Genomic DNA, 21939 nt, shown 5'->3' on the forward strand with positions numbered 1-21939 from the left:
GTGACCCTTCAACCTACGCGCTTAGGGCCTCTCGACCACGGCTATCAAAGCAATTCGTGGAAATGCAATTCTCGGCGCCACTATGTGTTGGTTTCCGCGCAGAACTGAGCCGGTTTTTCCACCGAGAAGTGAGCCACCTCTAAGTATGGTTTTCTGATCAGGCTTTGGTCAAGGGATTGACCTTGCCCCATTGCTGCAGTTTGGCCTTCGTCGCATGAAGGTAGTCGAACGTGTTCTCAGATCCGGCAAAGCGAAGATGCAAGAGCCTGCCGGTGGCGTCGTCGATATAGACGAGCAGGGCGCATTTGGGGCCGCGTTTCTCAAACCACCAGTGATGCGAACCGTCGATCTGCACCAGCTCGCCAAAGCGGTCACGTCGGCCGCGTGGCTGGAAAACCCGTTTCTTGCCTTCCCGGCGAGAAAGCCAGATGCCAGCCTCGGTCATCCATTGCCGCAGCACGACCGCGCGCGATCTCGCGATCCTCGGCCTGGAGACGGACCGGAAATTCCCGGAATATCGCCGCTTCTTCCAGGCCGCCGCCGTCACGATCGACGGCAAGGAGATCAAGTCCAACAATCTGCTTCTGACCCGCTTCATCGGCACGATCGGCATGAAGACGGGTTTTCTTTGCGCCTCCGGCCGCAACTTCGTTGGGCTTGCGACGCGCAACGGCAAGCGCGTGATGGTCGTCATCATGGGAGCAACCACGGAGCGGGAGCGCAACGAGCGCTCCGCCCTTTACCTCACGCTGGCCTTCGACGACCGCCTGCCGCCCACGGCCGGCGCCGTGGAAGCTGTGCAAAACCGGACCGAAATGGCGCCGGTGGATATGCGCGTGAAGCTGTGCACCGACAAGAGCGCGGCCTATGAGGCAGCGCGCGACGCGCTCTATCAGATGGGACTGCCCGGCCACGAAACCTATCTCGGCGACCCGATTCCAGGGCAGGTCCGCGCCATCAGCACCTGGCGGACGAAAAGGCTGTGGACATTCCGGTTCCCATGCGCCGCCCGTCGTAACGGGCAACGCGCTTGTCAGGCGCGATTGGCGAGAACGACGCCGAGAGTGATCGCGCAGACGCCCGCGGTGACGACCGGCGTCAGGGCCTCGCCCAGCAGAGGAACGGCACCGAGCGTGGCAAGGACAGGGGCGAGGGAGCCGATCACGGCGCTCCTGGCCGGACCGAGCCGGGTAATGGCCATCGCATAGCTCAGCGTCGAAACGATGCCGACGCCAAGGCCCTGCACGAGAACGAAGGGCATGGCCTCACCGAGGCTGAATCTGCCGAAGTGCGTCGTGACCAGACCGAAGGCGAAGAGCCCGGCAAGGATGACGAAAGAGGGCAGGGTGACGAGCAGGGTACAGCCGATGGCGTCCAGCCCGGTGCGGCGCAGGCCGACCGTATAGGCGCCCCAGAGCAAGCTTGCCGCCAGCAGCATTGCCACGCCCCGGCCGATATCGCCGTGGCCGGTCTGCGGCTGGGCGAAGGCGAGCGCGACAACGCCAAGGACGATGCCAGCAAGGCCGCCCATGCGCCGCACCGGCACCCGCGCACCGGTGAGCAAGAAGGTCACCAGTGCGACGGAAACCGGAACCGTGCCGGCGATCAGCGCGCTGACATGGGCCGTGGACGTGGCCGCACCACCGGCCGCCGCGATCCAGAAGAACGGCAGTCCCGCGCCGGCGAACACCATCAGCGCATCACTGAGACGCACTTTACGCAGCATCGCCCAGCGCGACGGGATGAAGGGACAGAGCAGCAGCGCCGGCATGCCGTAGCGAATGAGGGCGACATCCGCCGTGGTCAGGCCGGAGGCGCCCATAGCGCGGATCGACAGCGCGAAACCCGCCCAGATCGCGACGGCGACCGCGATGGCGGCATAACCGGCAAGGTTGCCGGAGGCGGACGGCCGGAAAAGGCCGGCATCGGTTTGCGGGCTGGTGATGATAGACATGGTGACATCCTCTGCTGTAAGCAAGATGACACAGCCAGAAGGGCAGTTTCTTGCGAAGATTGCCACAGCAATCTCATAAATTGGCAGGATCTATCAATCGGAGCGAAGATGGACGAAAAGGACCAGCAGATCGTCGCGGCGCTGCAGGACAACGGCCGGCTGACCAACCAGGAGCTTTCCGAGCGCGTGAATCTGTCGCCGTCCCCCTGCCTGAGGCGCGTTCGGCTTCTTGAGGAGAGCGGCGTCATCAAGGGTTATACGGCCGTCGTCGACGAGGCTACATACGGATTGCCGATCACCGCCTTCGTGCGGATCCGGCTGGAGCGCCACACCCAGGCCGCCGTGGCGGCCTTCGAGCGCAAGGTGCGCGACATCGACGCCATTATCGACTGCTACGTCATGACCGGCGACGCCGACTATCTGCTGCGGGTTCTCGTGGAAAGCCTGCAGGACTACGAATCCTTCGTGCGCACACGCCTGCACATGATCGAGGGCATCGCCTCCATCGACACCAGCTTCGCCTACGGCACCGTGAAACGGGCGACCCGCTTTCCGCGGGTGTAATGTCCCGAAGGAACGATCTGCTGCAGCGTCTCCTTGGCCACCGAGATCCGGTGCAGTTCGACCAGCTTCTCACGCGCCAGTGTCGGACCGAAATCCAGATAGCGCTCGCGGATCAGATCCAGCGCCGCATTGCGGAAACCCTCGCTGTGGCGCCAGTTCGTATCCGCTCCAACAGCCGACGCACCTGGCGCTCGCTCAGATCAAGCATATGCGCCGCTGACACCATCGTCATCCGGCCGGCGGCCACCTTCGACAAAATCTCGATCCGCTGCAGATCGCGCTCGCTCATCGCTATCAATCCCATCTGCAATCTCCCAAGCCTCATTCAGACCGGAGAGTGTGACATTCCAACTTTGCAGAAACAGGACATTCTAACTTTGCGGTTACAAACATAAATCACATAAGGCAATTTATGGAACTTGCGCCATCGTTCTCGAATTTGGCGAGCTTTAGTTGAGCTACGCATCCCTCATCGGATCAGCTGTTGGACCGATTGCTTTGCCTGGCTGACGCGATCGCGCGCTTCATCTCGCAGTGGGAGTACGGGCAGCGGAGGATCGACTTTGCAAAGATCGAGAAGCTCCGCGATGACATACATGACCCGGAAGCTGCCGAATAAGCGTCGGCACGCGCCCGCAGACTGGAGGACGCGGGACAATCGGGAGGGGAAGCGGTTGGGCATTCGACTCCAACCTCGTGAGACAACCATGACCCTGACTGCGCTGGCGATCAACTGCACCCTTAAGACAAAGCGGGCCGAAGACCCATCCTCCACCGATCGCATGCTGAAGCTGCTCGCCGTCGCGATGGAACCGCTGGATGTGACACCGGAGTTCCTGCAGCTTGCCGATTACGGCATCAGCCCGGGGTTACCTCGGACGAGGGCGACGGCGACGCTTGGCCCGACATCCACCGCAGGATTCTGAAGGCCGATATCCTCGTTATGGGCACGCCGATTTGGATGGGCCAGCCCTCCAGCGTCTGCAAGCGGGCGCTGGAACGCATGGACGCCTTTCTGGAGGAAAAGGACGATGAAGGCCGGATGGTTTCGTACGGCCGGGTCGCCGCCATTGCCGTCGTCGGCAACGAGGACGGTGCAAATCACGTCTCGGCGGAACTCTTTCAGGCGCTGAACGATGTCGGCTTTACCAATCCCGCCAACGCCGTGACCTATTGGGTCGGCGAAGCGATGGGTTCGGTCAATTTCGTCGATCTGACGGAAATCCCCGAGGTCGTGCGGTCCACGCTCGATCTCGTCGCGCGCAACACGGCGCATGCTGCCCGCCTCTTCAAGGCGCAAGCGTATCCTGGTGAAGAAGACTGACCATCGCGAAGAAGCCAAAGACGAAAGACGCAAGGAAGAAACGAACAGCTCCATCCTCGCCTACCGACCGCTTCGGCAAGGCAACCTCACCAATCCGTCGTGGAACAAAGCCGATCGGCGGATTTACACGTCAGAACATGTGCATCAGAGCCGCTTCACGGTGTAATCCCCAGCCAACTCTAGTTGCAAACTGGCATTCAGGCTCGATCGTAGGTGAAAGAAGTCAGCAAAGTCGTCACGAAATTGCTCGCCCTCTCCTTGACGAGCACCTCGGTCCACTCGTTGGTCCCTCGAAGTCTCAGATCGGTATAGATGCTGTCGACGGCGGCCTCTTCGATGCGTTTGATATGTGCTTTAAACTTTGTCTCGCCGCCAGCGTGGTACATGTCACGAATGACCATGCGCAGGATTTCCTGGATTGCGATTTGCCATGCCGTATTGATCGCCTGCAGCTCGTTCATATTCGGTGCCATTTAGGGCTCCTTCCTGTGATTAGACCCCTACATGACGGCGTCATGGTTTAGGTCGGTACGAACCAAGAGCTAGGCTTGCCTTGCCTTGCGGTTGGCGTAACGCCTGTCGCGCTCGGCCTTTCGCAGCGCCTCATCGTCGACCACCCTCGCTATCCGGGCTTTTTCGGCGCGCTCCCGCGCTTCAGTTTCAGCGGCTATCACGGCCTCAGCGGCTGCCTGCCGCTCCGCCGCCTCGGTCACGATACGCGTCTGCTCCTCAAGCTTCACGCGCTCCCGTTCAACACGTCGTTCTTCATGAGCGTTAGAAATGACTGTGCGTTCCGCCTGTCTTGCGATCTTAGCGGGCTCTGCCGCGGTCTTTGCCGCACGGTAGGCATTGAGCAGAGCGGCTTTGGCCTCAGCGGATGAGGAGCGGCGGTCGGCGACTTCGTTGTTTCTGGCGTTCTTCATTCTTATCCCGATAGTGAGTGGCGTAGCGATCAGCGCGACTTGACGCGTTTAGCGATGAGATTGGATGTCGCTGACCTACGGTCGGCCAACTCCTTGGAAAGGCGCGCCTCTCGCAGCCTGAGGGTTTTGGCATCCCGCGCCTGAGCAACGGAATCCAGCTCTTCCACCGCGTTGTTTTTGGCATAGAACTGCGTCTGCTCGTTGCTGAAGGCGATCTCCGCCTGCTGGCGGGATTTGCCGTGTGCTTCTGTCATGGAACCTCAATGAATTCGGATACAACCAAAACGAAAAAGGCCAGGCGAAACGCCTGGCCTCGATGAAATAGCTTCCGGCAGTGCCAGTACATCCGTGGTCAACGCGAAGCGGATCTCAAGTTATGCCGACTGCAGATTGGTCGCTGACATCTTGCCCGACTTGTTGTCGCGCTCGAGCTCGAAGCCGATCTTCTGGCCTTCGACGAGTTCGCGCATTCCGGCGCGTTCGACGGCCGAGATGTGAACGAACGCGTCAGCGCCGCCGTTGTCGGGCTGGATGAAGCCGAAGCCTTTGGTGGAATTAAACCATTTTACTGTGCCAGTGGTCATGATGAACCCTTTCAAAGCATAGAGTGAGGGTCCGCGGAAGCGATGCTTCGCGGACGGTGATACGACTATTTTTGAGAGAGAAGGTTCGAATAGAGCGCGGTGCCACTCGCGCGGTAGACAAAGCTCGGCAAGCAAAAGATCGATGCCGCATCTATAGGCTATTGAGATCACCACGTCAACGATTAGTTTTCGATGGGCGCCTCCTCTCCTATAGGTTGCGCCGATTAAACGCCGCATTAAATTCGTGAAAAAGACATGGGTGCGGTAACCATATCAAAATCGCTGGGTTCCTCATAAAATATTGAACTTGTAAGTAGGTTTGCAATTGTTGACGGAGCTGAACGCCTCGTTATTTTCTTGAGGAATTCGAACCGGAAGTCCCGCCGTTCCATTCGAGCTATCAACGAGCATGCCCATTAAGTGTAGTGCCTGTTTAAGCCCGGTATGATCCCTTGTCCCAGAACGTCAGCTTGAGGATTTGCGTCCAGCGACGTTTCTGCCGAAGCTAGGGCTCGTACCCCCGCGAGTTTTCGGCCCTCGAGGGCCATTTCCATGTCGAACGCACCGATCATCCATTTCGAAGCGGCGAGTTCCCTTGCCGTGGTGGTTTCATCGAGCCAGCCGCTGCTTTTCCTCTCCAAGGACCAGAAGGTCATAGCAGCGAGCACATCGTTCTGCCGGACGTTCGAAATCGATCCGGCGACAATTCCCGGCAGACCGCTCGCTTCACTTGGAAACGGCGAATGGGCAATGCCCAAGCTCGCCTCCCTCCTGCAGGCGACCGCGTCCGGAAGCGCGCGGATAGAGGCCTACGAAATCGATCTCCAGTGGCCGAACCGCAAAACGTGACAGTTGATCGTCAATGCGCAGATTCTCGACGACGGCAACACGGCGCGTATTCGGCACGACATAGGGCCGGTTGCCGGAGATACATCCCAGATGGCCGATGAAGTTCGTCGATAGCGCGGCCTCGCATTCGGCCCTTGTCATATCCCGCAAAATCATTCCGACCTCCCGGCATGGCTGCCATGGAAAGCACGGCGATGGACGCCCGCCGCCTGCAATCGATTTTGCGCCTTTTCAGGCGCTGTGGCAAACAGCGGCAACACGGCGGGTTTGCTCTGGAACAAGGGCGGTCATGGAGCGTTGAGGTGAAGTGAAGTGCCGTCCGCACATGCCACCTACGGCAAGACGATCACGAGCACTCACCGGAGCCTGTCATGGACATCACCACCCTTGTTATCATCCTCCTTGTCGTCGTTCTCTTGGGCGGCGGCTTTTATGGCCGTGGGCGCTGGTATTGAGCCACATCGTTCCCTATGCCCGGCCTGCGCTAGCGAGCCGGACAATCCAGCCTCGAACACCAAGTTCGCCGTTTGTACCGTGATAAATTCTAGGTGGACGCGACTTTCGAGCTTCATCGACAGCTCATTCAACCAGCACCAGAACATGCCTGTCACCATCCACGGGCAAACGTATCGGGCCGCCGGCGTGGGGCAATGAAGAGCCGTCCAACGTCGCAGAGGGTGGTCGATCGGAAGCCCGTCTGACCTCGATATTGTAGCAAGTGTCTCCCAATTTGACCGTCACCTCGACGTGCGGCCATGATGCCGGCAGGCAGGGTTCCATCACGAGCACTCCGCCTTGCCGGCGCAGGCCGAGGATGCCCTCGATGCCGGCACGGTACATCCAGGCGGCGGAGCCGGTGTACCATGTCCAGCCGCCGCGCCCGATATGCGGCGCGACCGAATAGACGTCGGCGGCCACCACATAGGGCTCGACCTTGTAGCGCAGCGCCGCCTCCGGCGTGCCCGCATGGTTGATCGGGTTGAGGAGCGCGAAGAGACCGTGCGCCTTGTCGCCCTCCCCCAGCCGGGCGAAGGCGAGGATCGCCCACATGGCGGCGTGGCTGTACTGGCCGCCGTTCTCGCGCAGGCCCGGCGGATAGCCCTTGACATAGCCCGGATCACGCGGGGTTGCGTCGAAAGGCGGCGTGAAGAGAAGCGCAAGCCTGTCCTCCCTGCGGATCAGGTGGCGCTCCAGCGACGCCATGGCGGCGGCGGCACGGGCGGGATCGGCGGCGCCGGATAGAACCGCCCAGGATTGGGCGATGCTATCGATCCGGCATTCGTCATTGTCCTTCGATCCCAGCCATGAGCCGTCATCGAAGGTGGCGCGCCGGTACCAGGCCCCGTCCCAGGTTTCCTGTTCAATGGAAGCCTTGAGCTTCTCCGCATGCGCCTTCCAGCGCGCGGCGCGCGCGGGGTCGCGGCGCTCCGCAAGCGGCGCAAACAGGTCGATCGCGCGGGTAAGCAACCAACCAAGCCAGACGCTTTCGCCCTCGCCGCCCTCGCCGACCCGGTTCATGCCGTCGTTCCAGTCGCCGGTTCCCATCAAGGGCAGGCCATGCCGGCCGGTGAGCGCGACAGCCTGGTCAAGGCCGCGGGCGCAATGCTCGAAGAGAGAGGCCGTCTCATCGGAGGGCGTCGGCTGGAAGAAGGCATCGTGTTCTCCCTCGGCGAGGACCGGCCCATCCAGGAAAGGGATGGCTTCATCGAGGATCGGCGCGTCGCCGGCTGTTCCGATATAGGTCGCGGTGGCGAAGGCGAGCCAGATGCGGTCGTCGGAAATCCGCGTGCGAACACCCGCGCCCGAATGGGGCAGCCACCAATGCTGCATGTCGCCTTCGGCAAACTGCCGACCGGCGGCGCGCAGGATATGCGCCCGCGTCTCCTCCGGCCGGGCGAAGGCCAAAGCCATGCCGTCCTGCAACTGATCGCGGAAGCCATAGGCGCCGCTGGCCTGGTAGAAGGCCGAGCGCGCCCAGATGCGGCAGGCGAGCGTCTGGTAGAGCAGCCAGCCGTTCAGCATGATATCCATCGCTCGGTCCGGCGTCCTGACCTGCACGGTCTGCAACAGCGTCCGCCAATGCTCGGTCACGTCGGCAAGAACCGTATCGAGATCGGCGGCGCGGTAGCGGGTGATCAGCGCGCAGGCTTCCTCGGCCGAAGCGGCCTCGCCGAGGAAGGAGACGAGCTCGATGCTTTCGCCCGGGTCGAGCTCGATCGTGCATTGCAATGCGGCACACGGATCGAGGCCCGCGCCGACCTTGGTGCCGAGCGGCACTCTCCTTGCGAGCGCCGCCGGTCGTCCGGAGCTGCCGCCCCGCCCGAGGAATTCCGTGCGGTCGGCGGTCCATGCGGTCTGCCGGCCGCCGAGATCGGCAAAGGCGACACGGCCGGGGAAACCCATGGCCGATCGATTACGGGCGAAGACCGCCCCCGTCCCGGCATCGAGGGATGTTGCAATGAACGGCGCGTTTGCACCGCGCAGGGTGCCGAGCACCCACTCGGCATAGCTCGTGACCGACAGGCGGCGCGGTCGCGACGAATGGTTGGTCAGCGTCAACCGCGAAATGCGGATCGGATCGGCGAGCGGCACATAGGAGAGCAGGTCGCTTTCGATCCCGTGCGCCCGATGGCTGAAACGGCTGTAGCCGAAGCCGTGGCGCGCCACATACCGCCCGTTGTCGCGGATCGGCTGGGCTGTCGGGCTCCAGAGGTCGAACGTTTCCTCGTCACGGATATACAGCGCCTCGCCGGAGGGGTCGCAGACCGGGTCGTTCGACCATTGCGTGAGCTGGTTCTCACGGCTGTTTTCAGCCCAGCTATAGGCGCTGCCGTCCGCCGACACCTGAAAGCCGAAGGCTGGATTGGCGATGACGTTGATCCAGGGCATCGGGGTCGCCGCACCGTTTTCCAGCACGGTCACATATTCCGTGCCGTTCCTGCCGAAGCCTCCCAGTCCATTGAAGAACTCAAGATTGTCCGGCTGCGCGACCGTCTCTGCCGAAGGCTTCGAAGGAAAGCGCGGCGGCAGCGGAGCGAGGCGCTCGATACCGGCGGAAAGACGTGCCAACTGATCGGCGATGAGGCCGCGATGGGCGGACAGCACGACGCGCGCGGTGGCGTTCAGGAGGTTTTTCGTCTCCTGGTTCAGGAAATCGGCGCGCAGCACATGGACCGCGCCCTGCGCCGGCATATCGCCAAAACGCGGGCGGGACTGGCTGGAGCGCACGGCGGCTTCGACGGCGTTCTGCAGATCCTGCACATAGGAGGCGGCGCGCTCATTGACGATCACCAGATCGACGGCCAGCCGCTTGATGCGCCAGTATTCATGCGCACGCAGCATTTGGCGCAGCTGTGGAAGGTCTTCGGCATCCTCGATGCGCAGGAGCACGATCGGCAGGTCTCCGGAAATGCCGTAGGGCCACAGGCCCGATTGCGGCCCGGCACCGGCAAGAATGGCATCGGAGGCGGGGCGGAAGCGCGCGTCGGCATAGAGGACGGGCGCAGCAAGGCGCTGGAAATCCGCCGCCTCCTCCATATCCATGTCGAGATGGTGAAGCTGCACCTGCGCCTGGGTCCAGGCGAGCGTCTTCGCCCGCTCGAAAGCGCTCCTGTCGTGGTGCTTGTCGATGCGTTCGAGGAGCTCTTCCCGCGAGCTGGCGACGACCGTCCAGAAGGCGACGCGCGCCACCTTGCCGGGAAGCACCCGCACGCTGCGGCGCAGCGCGAAGATCGGATCGAGCACGGTTCCCGCGGTGTTGGACAGCGCCTGCCCGTCGTGGATGGCGGCGGCGATGGCGATGGAACGGCCGCGCCCGAGGAAACGGGCGCGATCGGATTCGTATTGCGGATCGGCAACCGCATCGCCCTCGACCACCGCGAAATGGGCGGCCCAGATCTCCGTCTCCGCAGGTGCCCGTCGCCGCCGTGTGGCGATAAGCGCGCCGTATTCGGCCAGATGCTCGGTCTCGATGAACATCTTGGCGAAGGCGGGATGCGCGTTGTCGGTTGCTGGGGTAGCTAGCACCAGTTCGGCATAGGACGTCAGCTCGATCTCGCGCGCCCGTCGTCCGCTGTTGGTGAGGCAGATGCGGCGCACCTCGCCGTCGTCCTCGCCGGAGACGATAACATCCATCTCCGTCGTCAGCGTCTCGTCGTGGCGGATATATTGTGCATGGTCCTCGCCGAAGACCACCGAGGCCTCGGCCCTGTCGCCCGCCGCCGGGAGCGTGGGCGAGAAGACCGTGTCGGTCTGCATGTCCCTGAGGAAGACGAAGGCGCCGCAATCGTCGCGGGTCGCATCCTCGCGCCAGCGCGTGACGGCGATGTCGCGCCAGCGGCTATAGCCGCCGCCCGAGGCCGTCAGCATCACCGCATAGCGCCCGTTGGACAGGAGATGGGTCACCGGCGCGCCGGCAACGGGCAGCGAAAGCCGGCGCACCGACGGCGCGGGGTTCAGCGAGATGCCGGCGGAAGCCTTGACCTCCTCGGCGCGCGGCCGGGCGATCGCCACATCGCGCGGCATGCGCTCCGACAGCAGGAGTTCACTGGCCATGATCATCGGTTCGCGGTGGAACCGCGCCCGCATGCGCCCGTCCTGCAATAGGACGGCGATGGCGACGATGGTCATGCCCTGGTGGTGGGCCATATAGCTGCGGATGATCTCGACGCGCGCGTCTTCGGGCAGGCGGGCGCGGGTGAAGTCCAGCGCCTCGTAGAAGCCGTGAACGCCGCTTGCGCCGAGGGATTCGAGATGCCGGTAGTTGTCGAGCGCGGCGTGTGGGTCGACCATGGCGGCGAGGCCCGTGGCATAGGGCGCGACGACCATGTTGCCCGACAGCCCGCGCTTGAGCCCCAGTCCCGGTACGCCGAAATTGGAATATTGATAGGTGAACTCGATGTCACGCGCATTGAAGGCGGATTCCGATATGCCCCACGGCACATGCCGCGACCGGCCATAGGCCTCCTGCCGCGCCACGATCAGCCGGTTCGTGTCGTCGAGCAGGCTTCCCGCCGGCGCGCGCATCACCAGCGAGGGCATGAGATATTCGAACATCGAGCCCGACCAGGAGATCAGCGCCGAGCCGCTGCCGAGCGGCGTCGCCGCCCGGCCGAGGCGTAACCAGTGCCGAGTGCCGATATCACCCTTGGCAATGGCGAAGAAGCTCGCAAGCCGGGCTTCCGAAGCGAGAAGATCGTAGCAGTTCGGGTCGAGCCCGTTGTCGGCGAGCGAATAGCCGATGGACAGGAGCTTCCTGTCGGGATCGAACAGAAAGGCGAAATCCATGTCGAGCGCCATGGTGCGGGCCGTGTCCGCAAGCGCCTGAAGCCGGGCTTTCACGGAGGCGGCATCGTCGCGGAAGGCCTGCCGGTCGCGCGCGGCCTGTGTGACGGATCGGGCGAGCGCGCCGATCCAGAACGTAAGATCGGCGGCCGTGCCGTCATCGGCAGGTGCTGCCTGCTCGGCCAGTTTCAAGGCCTTGTCCAGAAGTCGCGTCAATGCGGGTGTTGCGGCCTCGATGGATTGCGGGCCGTGCAGGAGGGGTTCCGCCTCGTCGAGAATGGCTGTCAGGTTGGCACCGGGATTGCCGGCCGTCTCGCCAAGAGCCATGCGGGCGAGCGCCAGCGTATCGCCGGAACCCGCCCCGTCTTCCGCCGGCGGCGCCCCGGCCCACTCCTCGCAGGCATTCGCCAGCGCGATCAGGTGGCCGGCGAGATTGCCGCTATCGACGGAGGAGACATAGGGGGGAGCGAGGGTTCTGAGATCGCGCGTATCGTACCAGTTAAAGAAATGCCCGTTGAACCGGTCGAGCCGCTTGAGCGTCGAAAAAGTCGCCTCCAGCCGTTCAAGCGCTTCAAGGGTTCCCACCCAGCCGAAGTCGCGCGCGGCGACCGTCGAGAGAAGATAGAGGCCGATATTGGTCGGCGAAGTCCGGTGAGCGATGACGGGCAGCGGGGTTTCCTGGAAATTGTCCGGCGGCAGCATGTTTTCCAGCGGGGTAACGAAGGTTTCGAAAAACCGCCATGTGCGTCGCGCGACGAGCCGGAGTTCCGCCGCATCGCCATCCGAAAGCGCCCGGCCCGGCCGTGCTGTCGGCGACCGGCTGACCCAGAGCGCGATGGCGGGTGCTGCCGACCAGAGGAGCGCCAGCAGAAGCGCCAGAGGCCAGGCGGCCGGCGAAAACGCGACGGCAGCAGTGAGAAGGATCAGCGCGGTCGCCGTGCCGCCCGCCATGTCGCGGTAGAAGCCGGCAAGCGTCAGCCGCGTCCGGTTTCCGGATGTCGCGGCGGTCGTCCATTCCAAGAGTTTCCTGCGCGTCACCAGCAGCCGGCCGGCGGTCCTGAGCACCGCATCGCAACTGCGCCATGCCTGATCGGGCAGGAAGAAGAGGCCAAGCGCCGCCTGCATCACGGCGAGCTTGATGTCGCCGGCAAGCCTGACGGCATGGCTGCTCAGTTGCAGGCCGCTGCGGCGTGGCAGGATGGCGAAAACTACCGGCAGGAACGCGGGAACGACAATTGAGGACGCGACCAGCAACGCCGCGGTCACGCCCGCCTGCAACGGCATCGCGCAACAGGCCACGAGCGCCGCGAATGTCGACGGCGTGATGAGGGTGCGGCGCAGATTGTCCAGCATCTTCCAGCGGCCGAGTGCGGGAAGTGCCCGCCGCCCGAATATCCACGGCAGCAGCTGCCAGTCACCGCGCGTCCAGCGGTGCTGGCGCCGGGCGGCGACGTCGTAGCGCGACGGAAAATCGTCGACCACCTCGACATCGGAGGCAAGCCCCGCCCGCGCGAACGTGCCCTCGAAAAGGTCGTGGCTGAGAAGGGTATTCTCCGGAATGCGGCCGGCTAGCGCCGCCTCGAAGGCATCGACGTCATAAATGCCCTTGCCGGTATAGGAACCCTCGCCGAACAGGTCCTGATAGACGTCGGAAACGGCCGCCGCATAGGGATCCATGCCGCCGGGCGCGGAAAAGACCCGCTGGTAGAGCGAGCCTTCGCGACCGATGGGAAGCGACGGGGTGACGCGCGGCTGGATGATCGCATAGCCGTCGACGACCCGCTGCTGCACGGTATCGAAGCGCGGCCGGTTGAGGGGATGCGCCATCTTGCCGATCAGCCGCAGGACCGTGTCGCGCGGCAGTTTCGTATCCGCGTCGAGAGTGATGACATAGCGCACGTCCGGCGGGACGGATGGCGGCTTTCCGCCAAGCGCCATGAAGCTGGTGTCAGTGGCGCCGCGCAGCAGGCGGTTGAGCTCGTGCAGCTTGCCGCGCTTGCGCTCCCAGCCCATCCAGAGGGTCTCGCCGGCATTGAACCGGCGCTTGCGGTGCAAAAGCAGGAAGCGGTCGCCAGAAGGACCCGGCCCGTGCCGGTGATTGAGGTCGGCCATGGCCTCGACAGCGAGCGCGAGAAGCGCACCATCGCCCTCGACGGTCTCCTGCGAGGCATCCTTCCCGTCGGTCAGCAGAGCAAAACTCAGGTCGCCGCCAGCGCCCGAGAGATGATGGACCTCCAGCCGCTCGATCTGCTCCAGCAGGTCGGCACGATTGCTCAGGAGCGTCGGCACGACGACCAGCGTGCGTGACGACGATGGGACGCCCTGTGCGAGTTCCAGTCCCGGCAGACCGGTCGCGCCGTGGCTCCAGCTCACGAAGCGGTTGACGAGCGCCGTCGCGATATCGCTTGTCGGCAGCAGCGCCAGCACCGCAAAGACGATCAAGCCGGGCGCCGAGAGACCGGCGATGGACAGCAGCCATAGCGCAAGCGCCAGAAGAATCGCCATCACGAGCCCGATCGCCCCGGCATAGCCGGCAATGCCCGTGCGCGCCGCCAGCCGCCCGGCGATCAGATGCCGGGGCGGGCGGAACCCGATCGTGCGCTCGAAGGCCGGCCGCCCTTCCGCGATCAGATGGTAGCCCGGATCCCCGACACGTTCGGCCTGCGAGGCGGTATCGTCTGTGACCGCTGCGGCCTTTGCCGCTTTCACCGCCTGCCCAGCAATGTCGAGTTCCGACAGGTCCGAGCCGCGGGCGAGGTCTTCGATGGCGCTGCGATAGAGGTTGCGCGTGGCGAAATCCATGCGCGCGAAGCTGTCGTCGGCCGAAAGGCGCGCATCGACGAGGCTGACCTTCTCAAAGAGATCGGCCCAGTCGACATCGCTGATCAGCCGCATGCTGGTGATGATATTCCTGATCGTGACATTCGACGCGCCCTGGCGCTGCTGGGCATGCCCGACCACAGCGTCAACCGAACTGTCCTGCCTTGCCAGCCGCGCCTCCAGCCAGCCATGCGCCGGCGTCGTGCTAGGGTCCTGGTCGCGCAGCCGTTTGGCAAGCTGGGCCGCGAAGAGCTCGGGTAGGGGGTCGGCGGAGACCTTTTCAAGCGCGCTGCCGCGACCCTCGTCCGCCAACAGCCGGTCCGCCAGCGCATCCGCCTCGGCACGCATGCGGCGCCCGGCGGTGATCTGGTCGGCAAGCCTCCGCAGGTTCTCGACGAGCACGATGCGTAAGGTGATCGCCACGGCCCACAACTCGCCGATCGTCAGCGGCTGAACCTTTTGATAGGCAGCGATGAAGCGGACGAGCGTCTCTGGATCGAAATGGCTGTCGGTGTGCGCGACGAAGGCCCAGGCAATGCCGAAGACGCGCGGATATCCGGCGAAAGGCCCCTCGGCGAGTTTTGGCAGCTGCCTGTAATAGTTGGGCGGCAGATCATCATGAATCTCGCGGATCTGCTCCTCGACCAGATGATAGTTGTCCAGCAGCCATTCGGCCGCCGGCACGACGCCGCGCTCGTTCTCCACCTCCAGGGCGCTGGCGCGGTAGGCGGCGAGCAGGACCGCCGCGTTGCTCTTCAGGCGCTTGTGCAGCGACTGGACGGATGGCGGCCGCTTCGTTACCGGTTGGGCAAGCGCAAGGGTCGCGGCGTGCTGCTCGAGCCGTTCGATGCCGAACAGTTCCTCCCGCACGGGCATGGGATCGTTCCATGGCATGCCCGGTGCCCAGCGGAAACCGAATCCGGACGACGGACTGTTGCCCTCGCCTTTCCCGTCCGTAACTACTTGCGGCTCCGGCGCCGACTTGGAGCCCATCTCAGGATGGTGGGTCCTTTCGGCAACGGCGGTTTTCGAATTGCCGATGTCTTGCACGCCACGCTCTTGGCCTCTGGCCATAATCATTCCTTTGCCCAGATGCGGCCAGGCAGCCGGCCGGGCGAAACCCGGCAATCGTGTTGGGGATGTGGGGCGCCGAAGCTACGCTCAGGAGTGGCGCTCTCAGCCGAAATCGACACGCGTCAGGACGTAAACCGGCTTTCGGCCAGCGGAATAGGCGCGCCGCGCCGCCTTGTAGACAGAGACGCGGGCATCGTCGAAAGCCCTGAGATAACCGGCTTCGGATGTCACTCCCGGGAACAGGTCCGACCCCGCAAAGAACGGGATCTCGAACATGCCGTCATGACCAATGAAGCGGATACGCTTGCCGGCCTCTTCATAGCTGCGGCTTTGGTTTGGGAAACTGAGACTCATGGAACGTTCCTCGCGGTGGACGGCTGCCTCTTCGCTACGAAAAGCTGCCATGAGCACCGGAAACAGTCGCGCCGGCGCTCTTTAAAGAAAGAATGTCATCAAAAAACCTGATGCAGACCGCATCAAATCCCGGCCACTCAAATAAAAAATGAAACTTATGACTGTAAATACCCATCGAAAACCCATGAGTTCATGCGTTTTTCGATCGAATTCACCATATCACAAAAATCGAAATCCTGATTTTTTATTTTACGAAGAGAAAACATCACGAAGCACCAAAGAAAAACCTTTAATTTCATTTGCTTTGTGCCCGTTAAAGCGCACACTGAAACTGTCCGGATTGCCATTGGCTCCAGGTCCGAGCGCGGGCCCTTATCGATCCCGATAATCATCGATTATAGGGAGTAGAGTCATGTCATTCAGTCTGAACATGGAAAAAGCAAAACCCTACATGGTGGGTTTCGTTCTCGGCCTCGTGGCTGCGCCGCTCATCGCCTTCAATGCGGGATGGGTTTCGACCACCAGCGCACGCGCCGAGGCGGTGAGAACCGCGCGGGTAGAGACCCTTGCGGGCATATGCTCCGCGACGGCCGGCCGCATAGCCACGGCCGCGAGCACCGATCTGGCAACCGTCAAGGGATACGAAAACCGTGCAAAGCGGGACGAACTCGTCGCCGCCGCCATGGCCGATATCCAGGTGCCGGCAGATCTTCTCAGCAAGGTCACCTTCGATTGCGGGCGCACATTGTCCTGACGAGCACTGAATTCACAAGATGCGAAGCCGAAGGCGTTTTCGCCTTCGGCTTTCGGTTGGAGTAATTCGTGAATTTCAAGCAGACAGCCGTTCCTGTCATGCATCTTCCAACCACACCTGCCTCCGTTGCTACTTTCGCTTCAACTTCGGCAAGGGCGCAGGATTGATGACCTCTTTCGCCAGGCGGAGCGCGCGCAACTTCTCGGTCTTCTTTTCCCGCGTTGCTGCCTCCTGGTCGATGATCCTCCAGGCGACCGAGTTGGTCTCCGACGCCTTTTTATCTGCAGTAGTCTTTGTCGGCTTGAAAAACCGTTCGCTGTTCGCTGTCATCCGTCAACTCCTTCATCCCGCAACGACTGATCGTCATCCGGGCGTCCGCTTATCTGTCACGACTGTGCTGCAACGACGAAGTCGATGGCATCCTTAACCGTCAGGAATTCTTCGGCTGGCTGGTCGGGAATGGCGATTCCAAACTCGTCCTCGATGAGCATTACGATCTGGACCATTTCCAGGGAATCAGCCCCCAAGTCATCGATAATCGAAGCATCATCGACAACCCTCGTTATCTCGACGGCCAACTGCCCAGTGATAATGTTCCTTACACGCTCGGCTATATCAGCTCTTGCGTCTTCCATGAGCATCTGTCCTGATGAAGGATATTACTGCACCGATGCCGGTTGACGCGATTGAGAGGGGTGAAGCCGATCATATCGGCTTTGGTCAGGGCGGTAGCCCCAAACAAAGCCGATCGCCAAAACCAAGACGACGAGCATCGCTGTCAGGCGATCGGGCATCGTGGCCACCCAGCGGTGGAACCGCCTTCGTTTTCCCAAATCTCGACGCTGGCGCGCTGCTCTTGCGCAAGGCTACGTGTCTCGTAGTCGGCGTTTTTGAGAATCTGTCGGAGGACGGTTCGGCGATGCGCTCCCGGAATATCGGGGCCTTTGAAGATGAGGATCACCACAGCCAACCCTCCATGAGGAAGACAAGGATTATCACCAGGCTGACTGCAAAAAACAAATAGCCGCTCGCGGCGTCCGATACGTATTGCTGCTGTTTGTGGAAGAAAGCGGAAGACATCGAGTCCTCCTTCATTTTCAGGGCCAGGGTAACCACCCCTCAAACAGCAGCGCCCTTGTCAATGGCTGCTGGAATACGAACCTTGCGCCCGATACCTCACATTGGCAAGTCTTCAATTGCGGTCGTTTCGTGCCCGTAGCGCGCCAAGGTAGGCGGTCTGCGGGTGAGAAGGCGAAGTACTGTTCTCCATCGATGACTTTCGGCAAGGGCACCAATCATGGTGAGCTTAATCAAAGACGGAACGTTGCGCGGTTCCAGGGGTTGGTGAGCATTGGCAGGAGAATATCGTGCGCAAAGTTCTGGTCGTCGAAGACGAAGTGCTGATCCGCTTGACATTGGTTGACGCACTGCATGAGGCGGGCTTCGATGTTCTAGATACCGGCTCGGCAGAGCACGCTATAGAGATCATAAACGCGCAGACGATCCATCTGCTTTTCACAGACATCCAGTTGCCAGGCAAGCTAACGGGCCTTGATCTCGCCCATAGAGTTTTCGAGCGTTTTCCCGATGCCGGGATTATTGTGGCGTCGGGCCGGATACAGCCGATGAGCACGGATTTACCGCCTGCGGCAAAGTTCTTTTCAAAACCATTCGGCTTCGACGAGATCATCGCGTGCTTCAAAGGGATGAATCGCCCCTAGATTTCAGCCGCATTCAAAATGCACAAATATGACTGCGCACGCGATATGGTCCGTGGCATAACGTGCTGGCCTGAGTTCGAGATACATTCATGACGATCGCAAGCGATACCGGAACGATTTCATCACGAGAGCGCTTCCTTGAGGCGATCGTGCAAAGCGCGATCGATTACGCCATCATATCCATGGATCTCGACGGCCTCGTAACGAGCTGGAACGAAGGCGCGGTAAAGATACTGGGCTGGGAAGCCGAGGACATGATCGGGAAACCGGCTACGGTCTTCTTCACGCAGGAAGATAGGGAAAACAGTGTTCCGCAGAAAGAGATGACCGCTGCCCTCAATCGGGGCCGGGGCAATGACGAGCGATGGCATCTGCGCGCCGATGGCACGATGTTCTGGGCCTCGGGCGAGATGATGGCGTTGCGAGCGCCCGATGACAAGATCATCGGCTTCATCAAGATCCTTCGCGACAGGACCGGGGAACGTGAACGGGCGGAGCGTGAACGCCTCCTCATGTATGAACTTGCTCACCGTATGAAGAATACGCTGTCCGTCGTCCAGGCGATCGTGACGCAGTCGCTGCGGAATGCCGTTTCGCTCGACGATGCGAGCGACAAACTTCAGTTGCGCATTGCGGCCTATGCTAAAGCCCATGAAATCCTGTTGCAGAGGGACTGGGTAAGCGCAACGCTTGCAGATCTCGTGACTGCCGCCAGCATGAATATCGGGATGGAGGGGAGCGCCCGTATCGGGGCGGACGGGCCTGATGTTCGGCTCGGCCCCCAGGCCGCTCTATCGTTTGCAATGGTTTTTCACGAGCTTCTGACGAACGCTTCAAAGTATGGAGCCCTGTCAAACGAAGAGGGGCATGTCGAGATCTCTTGGGACCTAGAGCACCGCGATGGAATGGAGACTCTCGTCGTGTGCTGGCGGGAGATAAATGGCCCGCGCATTGTCAATTTCGAACCGGACCGCAAGGGTTTTGGTTCGCGCCTCATCGTTTCTAGCCTGCAAGCCTTTGGGGAGGCATCCGTTTCCTACCGGCAAGAAGGGTTCGTCCTCCTTGCCGTGTTACCGCTCGCGAAACTTCAGCTCCAAAACGACTTGTCGGCAATTGAAAATGCGCCGTACTGAGACGATCACGTCGCTCCTCTAAATATTCAGAACCTGTTGGCCCTCAGGAACAATTTGAACCTCCCATCCTCCTGGCACTTGCAGAAGCAACCAACAAAAAAGGCCGGGGCGAAACCGCACCGACCTTCCTCATCATCGCTTGTCTACCAGTGCCAGTACATCCGTGGTCAAAAGCATGAAGCGATGGCAGCAATTGCGAGCGGCAGAGCTTTTCTAGCGCTCATAAGCAATGCTGACGATCAAGGTGTAGATAATAATTATGTCGAAAACAAGTGCAATCGGCATATCTTATTAAATATTACAAAAGGACAATGAGCTGAATCTCTAAAACACAGAAACCATTTGTTGCTAAAGAAGGGAAATGGGTTCACTGTAATTATTCCAGCAGCCATTTTACGGGCGCTGCTGTTTGAGGGTTTGTTACCCTGGCCCTAAGCGAGGAGGACATCATGTCTTCCCTACTTCATCTACCGAAGAAACACGATTTCGCGACGTTAGCCGGTTACGCCTTATCCGCGGCTAGCTTTGCATTAATCGTCTACATCCTGATCGAGGGATGGCTTTGATGGTTTTCAGCGCAATGACGGCGGAAAGGTGGTGCTCAAGATGACCGAAAGAACCACAGAAACCGAAATCACATTCACGCATCCATTTCATCTGGAGTCCCTTTCGGAGCCTCTGGAAGCGGGTACATATCGCCTGGTCGTAGACGAAGAGTTGATAGAAGGCCTGAGCTTCACGGCGTATCGGAGGGTGGCGACCCATCTTGAGATTCCCGCGATCTCGGTCGCGATCAATAGGCGCCAATTTCTTCAGGTTTCCCAGCAAGAGATCGACGCGGCGTTGGAAAGCGATGGAACTGGCCAGGATGATGCCCCGCGCGACTTTTCCTGATCGCAAGATTGATTGACAATCGGGAATGCTCGATGAGGGCGCTACGTTCTTCGAGTATCGATGATCCACCCGTCACAATTCACCGGCACGTCTCCGCCTCCCGAACGCAAATGAGGCCGGCGAATGCCGGCCTTTCCGACTCTGGAGATGGTTCAACGTTTGTAGCGCAGGCGCTCCTGTTCGACTTCCGCCGGCCCGTAGGGGTCGAGGGTGTCATCGAACCGGGTCCAGCCCTCGTTGGCAGACCGCGCGCCGCTGAGCGGGATCAACCCAGTTCGACTTGCGAAGGATGGCTTCGGCCTCCGCCTGGAGGATCCGGACCTATCTCAATGCCAAGGGCGACACTCGTCCGGTCGAGGCCGACGCGGCCGTAGACTACTTCGGCGCTCCCGTTGTCACCGGCTCACTGGTTCCCGGCGGAGACTCCATCAAGGGCGCGATCACGATCGCCGAGTGGCTCAGAGCATAGGAGGGAAAGAATGATGAAAGCCATACTCTATGCCGCTACAGCACTTGCGGTCTCTCTGACCACAGCGTCCGCTCATGACGTGGCCAATCCTGGACTTGCATATGACACGAAGGACGCGAAGGTGAGGCTGGTTTACGACCATCCCCTCCCGGACGTTCCCGGTAAGAGCGTGAAGGGCGTTCTCGTCGAGTACGGCCCCGGCGGCTACAGTTCCGCTCATACGCATGCAAAATCCGCCTTGATCTATGCGACGGTTCTCGAAGGAGCGATCCTAAGCGCCGTGAACGGTGGCGAGACGAAGACCTTCACTGCCGGCCAGAACTTCACAGAGCTGCCGGGCGACCGCCACGACGTCAGCGCCAACGCCAGCAAGACCCAGCCGGCGAAGCTGCTCGCCGTCTTCGTCGTCGATACCGATGACACCGCCCTGACGACGCCGCGCAAGCTGTAGCGCTACCTACCAGACCGACCCCCTCACCCAGCACAAGCAACGACGGTTTCTCCGGCGAACGGAGAACCGTGTCCACGAGAAAGGAAAACAATATGTCCCGCATGAACTGGTCCGAAGTCGCCCCCGAGGGTGCGAAAGCGCTCTTCGGCGTCCATCACTACGTCACCAAGAAAACGAACCTGCCTGAAGAGCTGGTTCATCTCGTCTTCCTGCGCGTGTCGCAGATCAACGGCTGCGCCCATTGCATCGACATGCATAGTCGCGATCTGCGCAAGACAATGTCCGTCGATAAGATCACGCTTGTGCCGGTCTGGGACGAGGTGCCTCACCGGCGTCGTCACGTTGTTGATGGCTTAACGGTTGGCGTCTAATCGAGCGCCATGAACACCCCGACGATCAGCTACAAGAACCATCGCTTTACTGCGCTCATACGGGGCGGCCAGGCGCGATGTGATGCCTGCTGTCGAACATCGATCGCATAAAGGCCTGAACAATCGCGCGGAAAACTCGCACCTGCCGCTGCGAAAGCGAGAACGGATAATGCACGGCTTCAGATCCGTCGGCGGCCTACAACGATTCATTTCCGTATTTTCAGCGGTCAGAAATCTTTTCGTACCACCGCATCAGAAACGCTCAGCCATGGCAAACCACATTCATCGCATCCAAGCCATGGCACACTTGAAGGCCGTGACCGGCACAGCGGCATAAGAGCCCTCACGAGAGCGCTTCATGCGTCCTCAGCCCAACAATGTGTGAATAGCCCCTAGATTTGTAGACGCCTTCTTTCC

General features: G+C 61.3%; 18 protein-coding genes and 7 pseudogenes. 13 read left to right on the forward strand and 12 right to left on the reverse strand.

Annotated features, from left to right (window positions below; genetic code table 11):
• Window positions 1-181: 181 nt before the first annotated feature.
• Window positions 182-460, reverse strand: a pseudogene (locus GR138_RS25980) (ISNCY family transposase); the annotation flags it as partial.
• On the opposite strand from GR138_RS25980, the pseudogene GR138_RS30685 reads away from it, so the two are divergent.
• Window positions 429-650, forward strand: a pseudogene (locus GR138_RS30685) (hypothetical protein); the annotation flags it as partial. The pseudogenes GR138_RS25980 and GR138_RS30685 overlap by 32 nt on opposite strands.
• Window positions 651-1033: 383 nt before the next feature.
• Here the strand turns inward: GR138_RS30685 and GR138_RS25990 are convergent.
• Entirely contained in the window at window positions 1034-1954 is a 921-nt protein-coding gene (locus tag GR138_RS25990; protein WP_160862173.1) for a DMT family transporter, read from the reverse strand.
• 108 nt (window positions 1955-2062) lie between these two features.
• Between GR138_RS25990 and GR138_RS25995 the strand changes: the two genes are divergently transcribed.
• Window positions 2063-2518, forward strand: coding sequence for an Lrp/AsnC family transcriptional regulator (locus tag GR138_RS25995; protein ID WP_160862174.1), 456 nt, complete (start codon window positions 2063-2065; stop codon window positions 2516-2518).
• Window positions 2519-2535: 17 nt separating this feature from the next.
• Here the strand turns inward: GR138_RS25995 and GR138_RS26000 are convergent.
• Window positions 2536-2822: pseudogene (locus GR138_RS26000) on the reverse strand (helix-turn-helix domain-containing protein); the annotation flags it as partial.
• A 403-nt stretch (window positions 2823-3225) separates the two neighbouring features.
• On the opposite strand from GR138_RS26000, the pseudogene GR138_RS26005 reads away from it, so the two are divergent.
• Both GR138_RS26005 and GR138_RS26010 read left to right on the forward strand, forming a co-directional pair.
• Window positions 3226-3842, forward strand: a pseudogene (locus tag GR138_RS26005) (flavodoxin family protein).
• A complete protein-coding gene (locus GR138_RS26010; RefSeq protein ID WP_160862175.1) occupies window positions 3829-4008 on the forward strand; it encodes a hypothetical protein in 180 nt (59 codons plus the stop codon). The pseudogene GR138_RS26005 and the gene GR138_RS26010 overlap by 14 nt, the downstream one beginning before the upstream one ends.
• A gap of 31 nt (window positions 4009-4039) precedes the next feature.
• Here GR138_RS26010 and GR138_RS26015 read toward each other — a convergent pair whose 3' ends face one another.
• The 4 genes from GR138_RS26015 to GR138_RS26030 all read right to left on the reverse strand — a co-directional run bounded on the left by GR138_RS26015 (window position 4040) and on the right by GR138_RS26030 (window position 5349).
• Window positions 4040-4315, reverse strand: a complete 276-nt coding sequence (locus GR138_RS26015) for a hypothetical protein (protein WP_160862176.1) — start codon at window positions 4313-4315, stop codon at window positions 4040-4042.
• Window positions 4316-4384: 69 nt separating this feature from the next.
• Complete coding sequence (locus GR138_RS26020) at window positions 4385-4765, reverse strand: DUF6481 family protein (RefSeq protein WP_160862177.1); 381 nt, start codon at window positions 4763-4765, stop codon at window positions 4385-4387.
• A gap of 29 nt (window positions 4766-4794) precedes the next feature.
• Window positions 4795-5019, reverse strand: a complete 225-nt coding sequence (locus GR138_RS26025; RefSeq protein WP_160862178.1) for a hypothetical protein — start codon at window positions 5017-5019, stop codon at window positions 4795-4797.
• Window positions 5020-5139: 120 nt separating this feature from the next.
• Window positions 5140-5349 (reverse strand): cold-shock protein, encoded by a 210-nt coding sequence (locus GR138_RS26030; protein ID WP_034806062.1) that lies wholly within the window; start codon window positions 5347-5349, stop codon window positions 5140-5142.
• 552 nt (window positions 5350-5901) lie between these two features.
• Between GR138_RS26030 and GR138_RS30690 the strand changes: the two are divergent.
• A pseudogene (locus tag GR138_RS30690) lies at window positions 5902-6195 on the forward strand (histidine kinase); the annotation flags it as partial.
• Here GR138_RS30690 and GR138_RS26040 read toward each other — a convergent pair.
• From GR138_RS26040 to GR138_RS26050, 3 genes are all read right to left on the reverse strand, one after another.
• The gene (locus tag GR138_RS26040; RefSeq protein ID WP_160862180.1) at window positions 6076-6354 is read right to left on the reverse strand and encodes a hypothetical protein; all 279 of its coding nucleotides are present in this window, start codon (window positions 6352-6354) and stop codon (window positions 6076-6078) included. The pseudogene GR138_RS30690 and the gene GR138_RS26040 sit on opposite strands and share 120 nt — an antisense overlap.
• Window positions 6355-6777: 423 nt before the next feature.
• Window positions 6778-15375 (reverse strand): GH36-type glycosyl hydrolase domain-containing protein, encoded by an 8598-nt coding sequence (locus tag GR138_RS26045; RefSeq protein WP_246200717.1) that lies wholly within the window; start codon window positions 15373-15375, stop codon window positions 6778-6780.
• Between the two features lie 102 nt (window positions 15376-15477).
• Complete coding sequence (locus GR138_RS26050; RefSeq protein ID WP_160862181.1) at window positions 15478-15729, reverse strand: DUF1488 family protein; 252 nt, start codon at window positions 15727-15729, stop codon at window positions 15478-15480.
• A gap of 412 nt (window positions 15730-16141) precedes the next feature.
• Between GR138_RS26050 and GR138_RS26055 the strand changes: the two genes are divergently transcribed.
• Window positions 16142-16483, forward strand: coding sequence for a hypothetical protein (locus tag GR138_RS26055; RefSeq protein ID WP_119258564.1), 342 nt, complete (start codon window positions 16142-16144; stop codon window positions 16481-16483).
• Between the two features lie 129 nt (window positions 16484-16612).
• Here the strand turns inward: GR138_RS26055 and GR138_RS26060 are convergent, their stop codons facing one another.
• Window positions 16613-16813, reverse strand: coding sequence for a hypothetical protein (locus tag GR138_RS26060; protein WP_119258565.1), 201 nt, complete (start codon window positions 16811-16813; stop codon window positions 16613-16615).
• 56 nt (window positions 16814-16869) lie between these two features.
• On the reverse strand, window positions 16870-17118 hold the full coding sequence (gene acpP, locus GR138_RS26065) for an acyl carrier protein (protein ID WP_119258566.1): 249 nt from the start codon (window positions 17116-17118) through the stop codon (window positions 16870-16872).
• Between the two features lie 14 nt (window positions 17119-17132).
• Here acpP and GR138_RS26070 point away from each other — a divergent pair, with 14 nt between their 5' ends.
• From GR138_RS26070 to GR138_RS26100, 7 genes and pseudogenes are all read left to right on the forward strand, one after another.
• Window positions 17133-17507: a hypothetical protein gene (locus tag GR138_RS26070; protein WP_160862182.1), complete on the forward strand. Its 375-nt coding sequence runs from the start codon at window positions 17133-17135 to the stop codon at window positions 17505-17507.
• Window positions 17508-17850: 343 nt separating this feature from the next.
• Entirely contained in the window at window positions 17851-18204 is a 354-nt protein-coding gene (locus GR138_RS26075; protein WP_160862183.1) for a response regulator, read from the forward strand.
• Window positions 18205-18293: 89 nt separating this feature from the next.
• The gene (locus tag GR138_RS26080) at window positions 18294-19337 is read left to right on the forward strand and encodes a sensor histidine kinase (protein WP_160862184.1); all 1044 of its coding nucleotides are present in this window, start codon (window positions 18294-18296) and stop codon (window positions 19335-19337) included.
• 606 nt (window positions 19338-19943) lie between these two features.
• Window positions 19944-20231: a hypothetical protein gene (locus GR138_RS26085; protein ID WP_160862185.1), complete on the forward strand. Its 288-nt coding sequence runs from the start codon at window positions 19944-19946 to the stop codon at window positions 20229-20231.
• A gap of 479 nt (window positions 20232-20710) precedes the next feature.
• The gene (locus tag GR138_RS26090; protein ID WP_420853722.1) at window positions 20711-21151 is read left to right on the forward strand and encodes a cupin domain-containing protein; all 441 of its coding nucleotides are present in this window, start codon (window positions 20711-20713) and stop codon (window positions 21149-21151) included.
• 92 nt (window positions 21152-21243) lie between these two features.
• Window positions 21244-21480, forward strand: a pseudogene (locus tag GR138_RS26095) (carboxymuconolactone decarboxylase family protein); the annotation flags it as partial.
• A 55-nt stretch (window positions 21481-21535) separates the two neighbouring features.
• Window positions 21536-21859, forward strand: a pseudogene (locus GR138_RS26100) (DDE-type integrase/transposase/recombinase); the annotation flags it as partial.
• Window positions 21860-21939: the final 80 nt, after the last annotated feature.

It is taken from the genome of Shinella kummerowiae, from assembly GCF_009827055.1.
GTDB lineage: Bacteria > Pseudomonadota > Alphaproteobacteria > Rhizobiales > Rhizobiaceae > Shinella > Shinella kummerowiae.

Bases quoted from the DNA above. Each gene is read 5' to 3' on its own strand.
- GR138_RS26030 (WP_034806062.1), bottom strand. From the start codon at position 5,349: ATGACCACTGGCACAGTAAAATGGTTTAATTCCACCAAAGGCTTCGGC.
- GR138_RS26085 (WP_160862185.1), top strand. From the start codon at position 19,944: ATGACCGAAAGAACCACAGAAACCGAAATCACATTCACGCATCCATTT.
- GR138_RS26080 (WP_160862184.1), top strand. From the start codon at position 18,294: ATGACGATCGCAAGCGATACCGGAACGATTTCATCACGAGAGCGCTTC.
- GR138_RS26045 (WP_246200717.1), bottom strand. From the start codon at position 15,375: ATGGCCAGAGGCCAAGAGCGTGGCGTGCAAGACATCGGCAATTCGAAA.
- GR138_RS26070 (WP_160862182.1), top strand. From the start codon at position 17,133: ATGAAGGATATTACTGCACCGATGCCGGTTGACGCGATTGAGAGGGGT.
- GR138_RS26015 (WP_160862176.1), bottom strand. From the start codon at position 4,315: ATGGCACCGAATATGAACGAGCTGCAGGCGATCAATACGGCATGGCAA.
- GR138_RS25990 (WP_160862173.1), bottom strand. From the start codon at position 1,954: ATGTCTATCATCACCAGCCCGCAAACCGATGCCGGCCTTTTCCGGCCG.
- GR138_RS26020 (WP_160862177.1), bottom strand. From the start codon at position 4,765: ATGAAGAACGCCAGAAACAACGAAGTCGCCGACCGCCGCTCCTCATCC.
- GR138_RS26025 (WP_160862178.1), bottom strand. From the start codon at position 5,019: ATGACAGAAGCACACGGCAAATCCCGCCAGCAGGCGGAGATCGCCTTC.
- GR138_RS26060 (WP_119258565.1), bottom strand. From the start codon at position 16,813: ATGACAGCGAACAGCGAACGGTTTTTCAAGCCGACAAAGACTACTGCA.
- acpP (WP_119258566.1), bottom strand. From the start codon at position 17,118: ATGGAAGACGCAAGAGCTGATATAGCCGAGCGTGTAAGGAACATTATC.
- GR138_RS25995 (WP_160862174.1), top strand. From the start codon at position 2,063: ATGGACGAAAAGGACCAGCAGATCGTCGCGGCGCTGCAGGACAACGGC.
- GR138_RS26040 (WP_160862180.1), bottom strand. From the start codon at position 6,354: ATGATTTTGCGGGATATGACAAGGGCCGAATGCGAGGCCGCGCTATCG.
- GR138_RS26055 (WP_119258564.1), top strand. From the start codon at position 16,142: ATGTCATTCAGTCTGAACATGGAAAAAGCAAAACCCTACATGGTGGGT.
- GR138_RS26050 (WP_160862181.1), bottom strand. From the start codon at position 15,729: ATGAGTCTCAGTTTCCCAAACCAAAGCCGCAGCTATGAAGAGGCCGGC.
- GR138_RS26090 (WP_420853722.1), top strand. From the start codon at position 20,711: ATGATGAAAGCCATACTCTATGCCGCTACAGCACTTGCGGTCTCTCTG.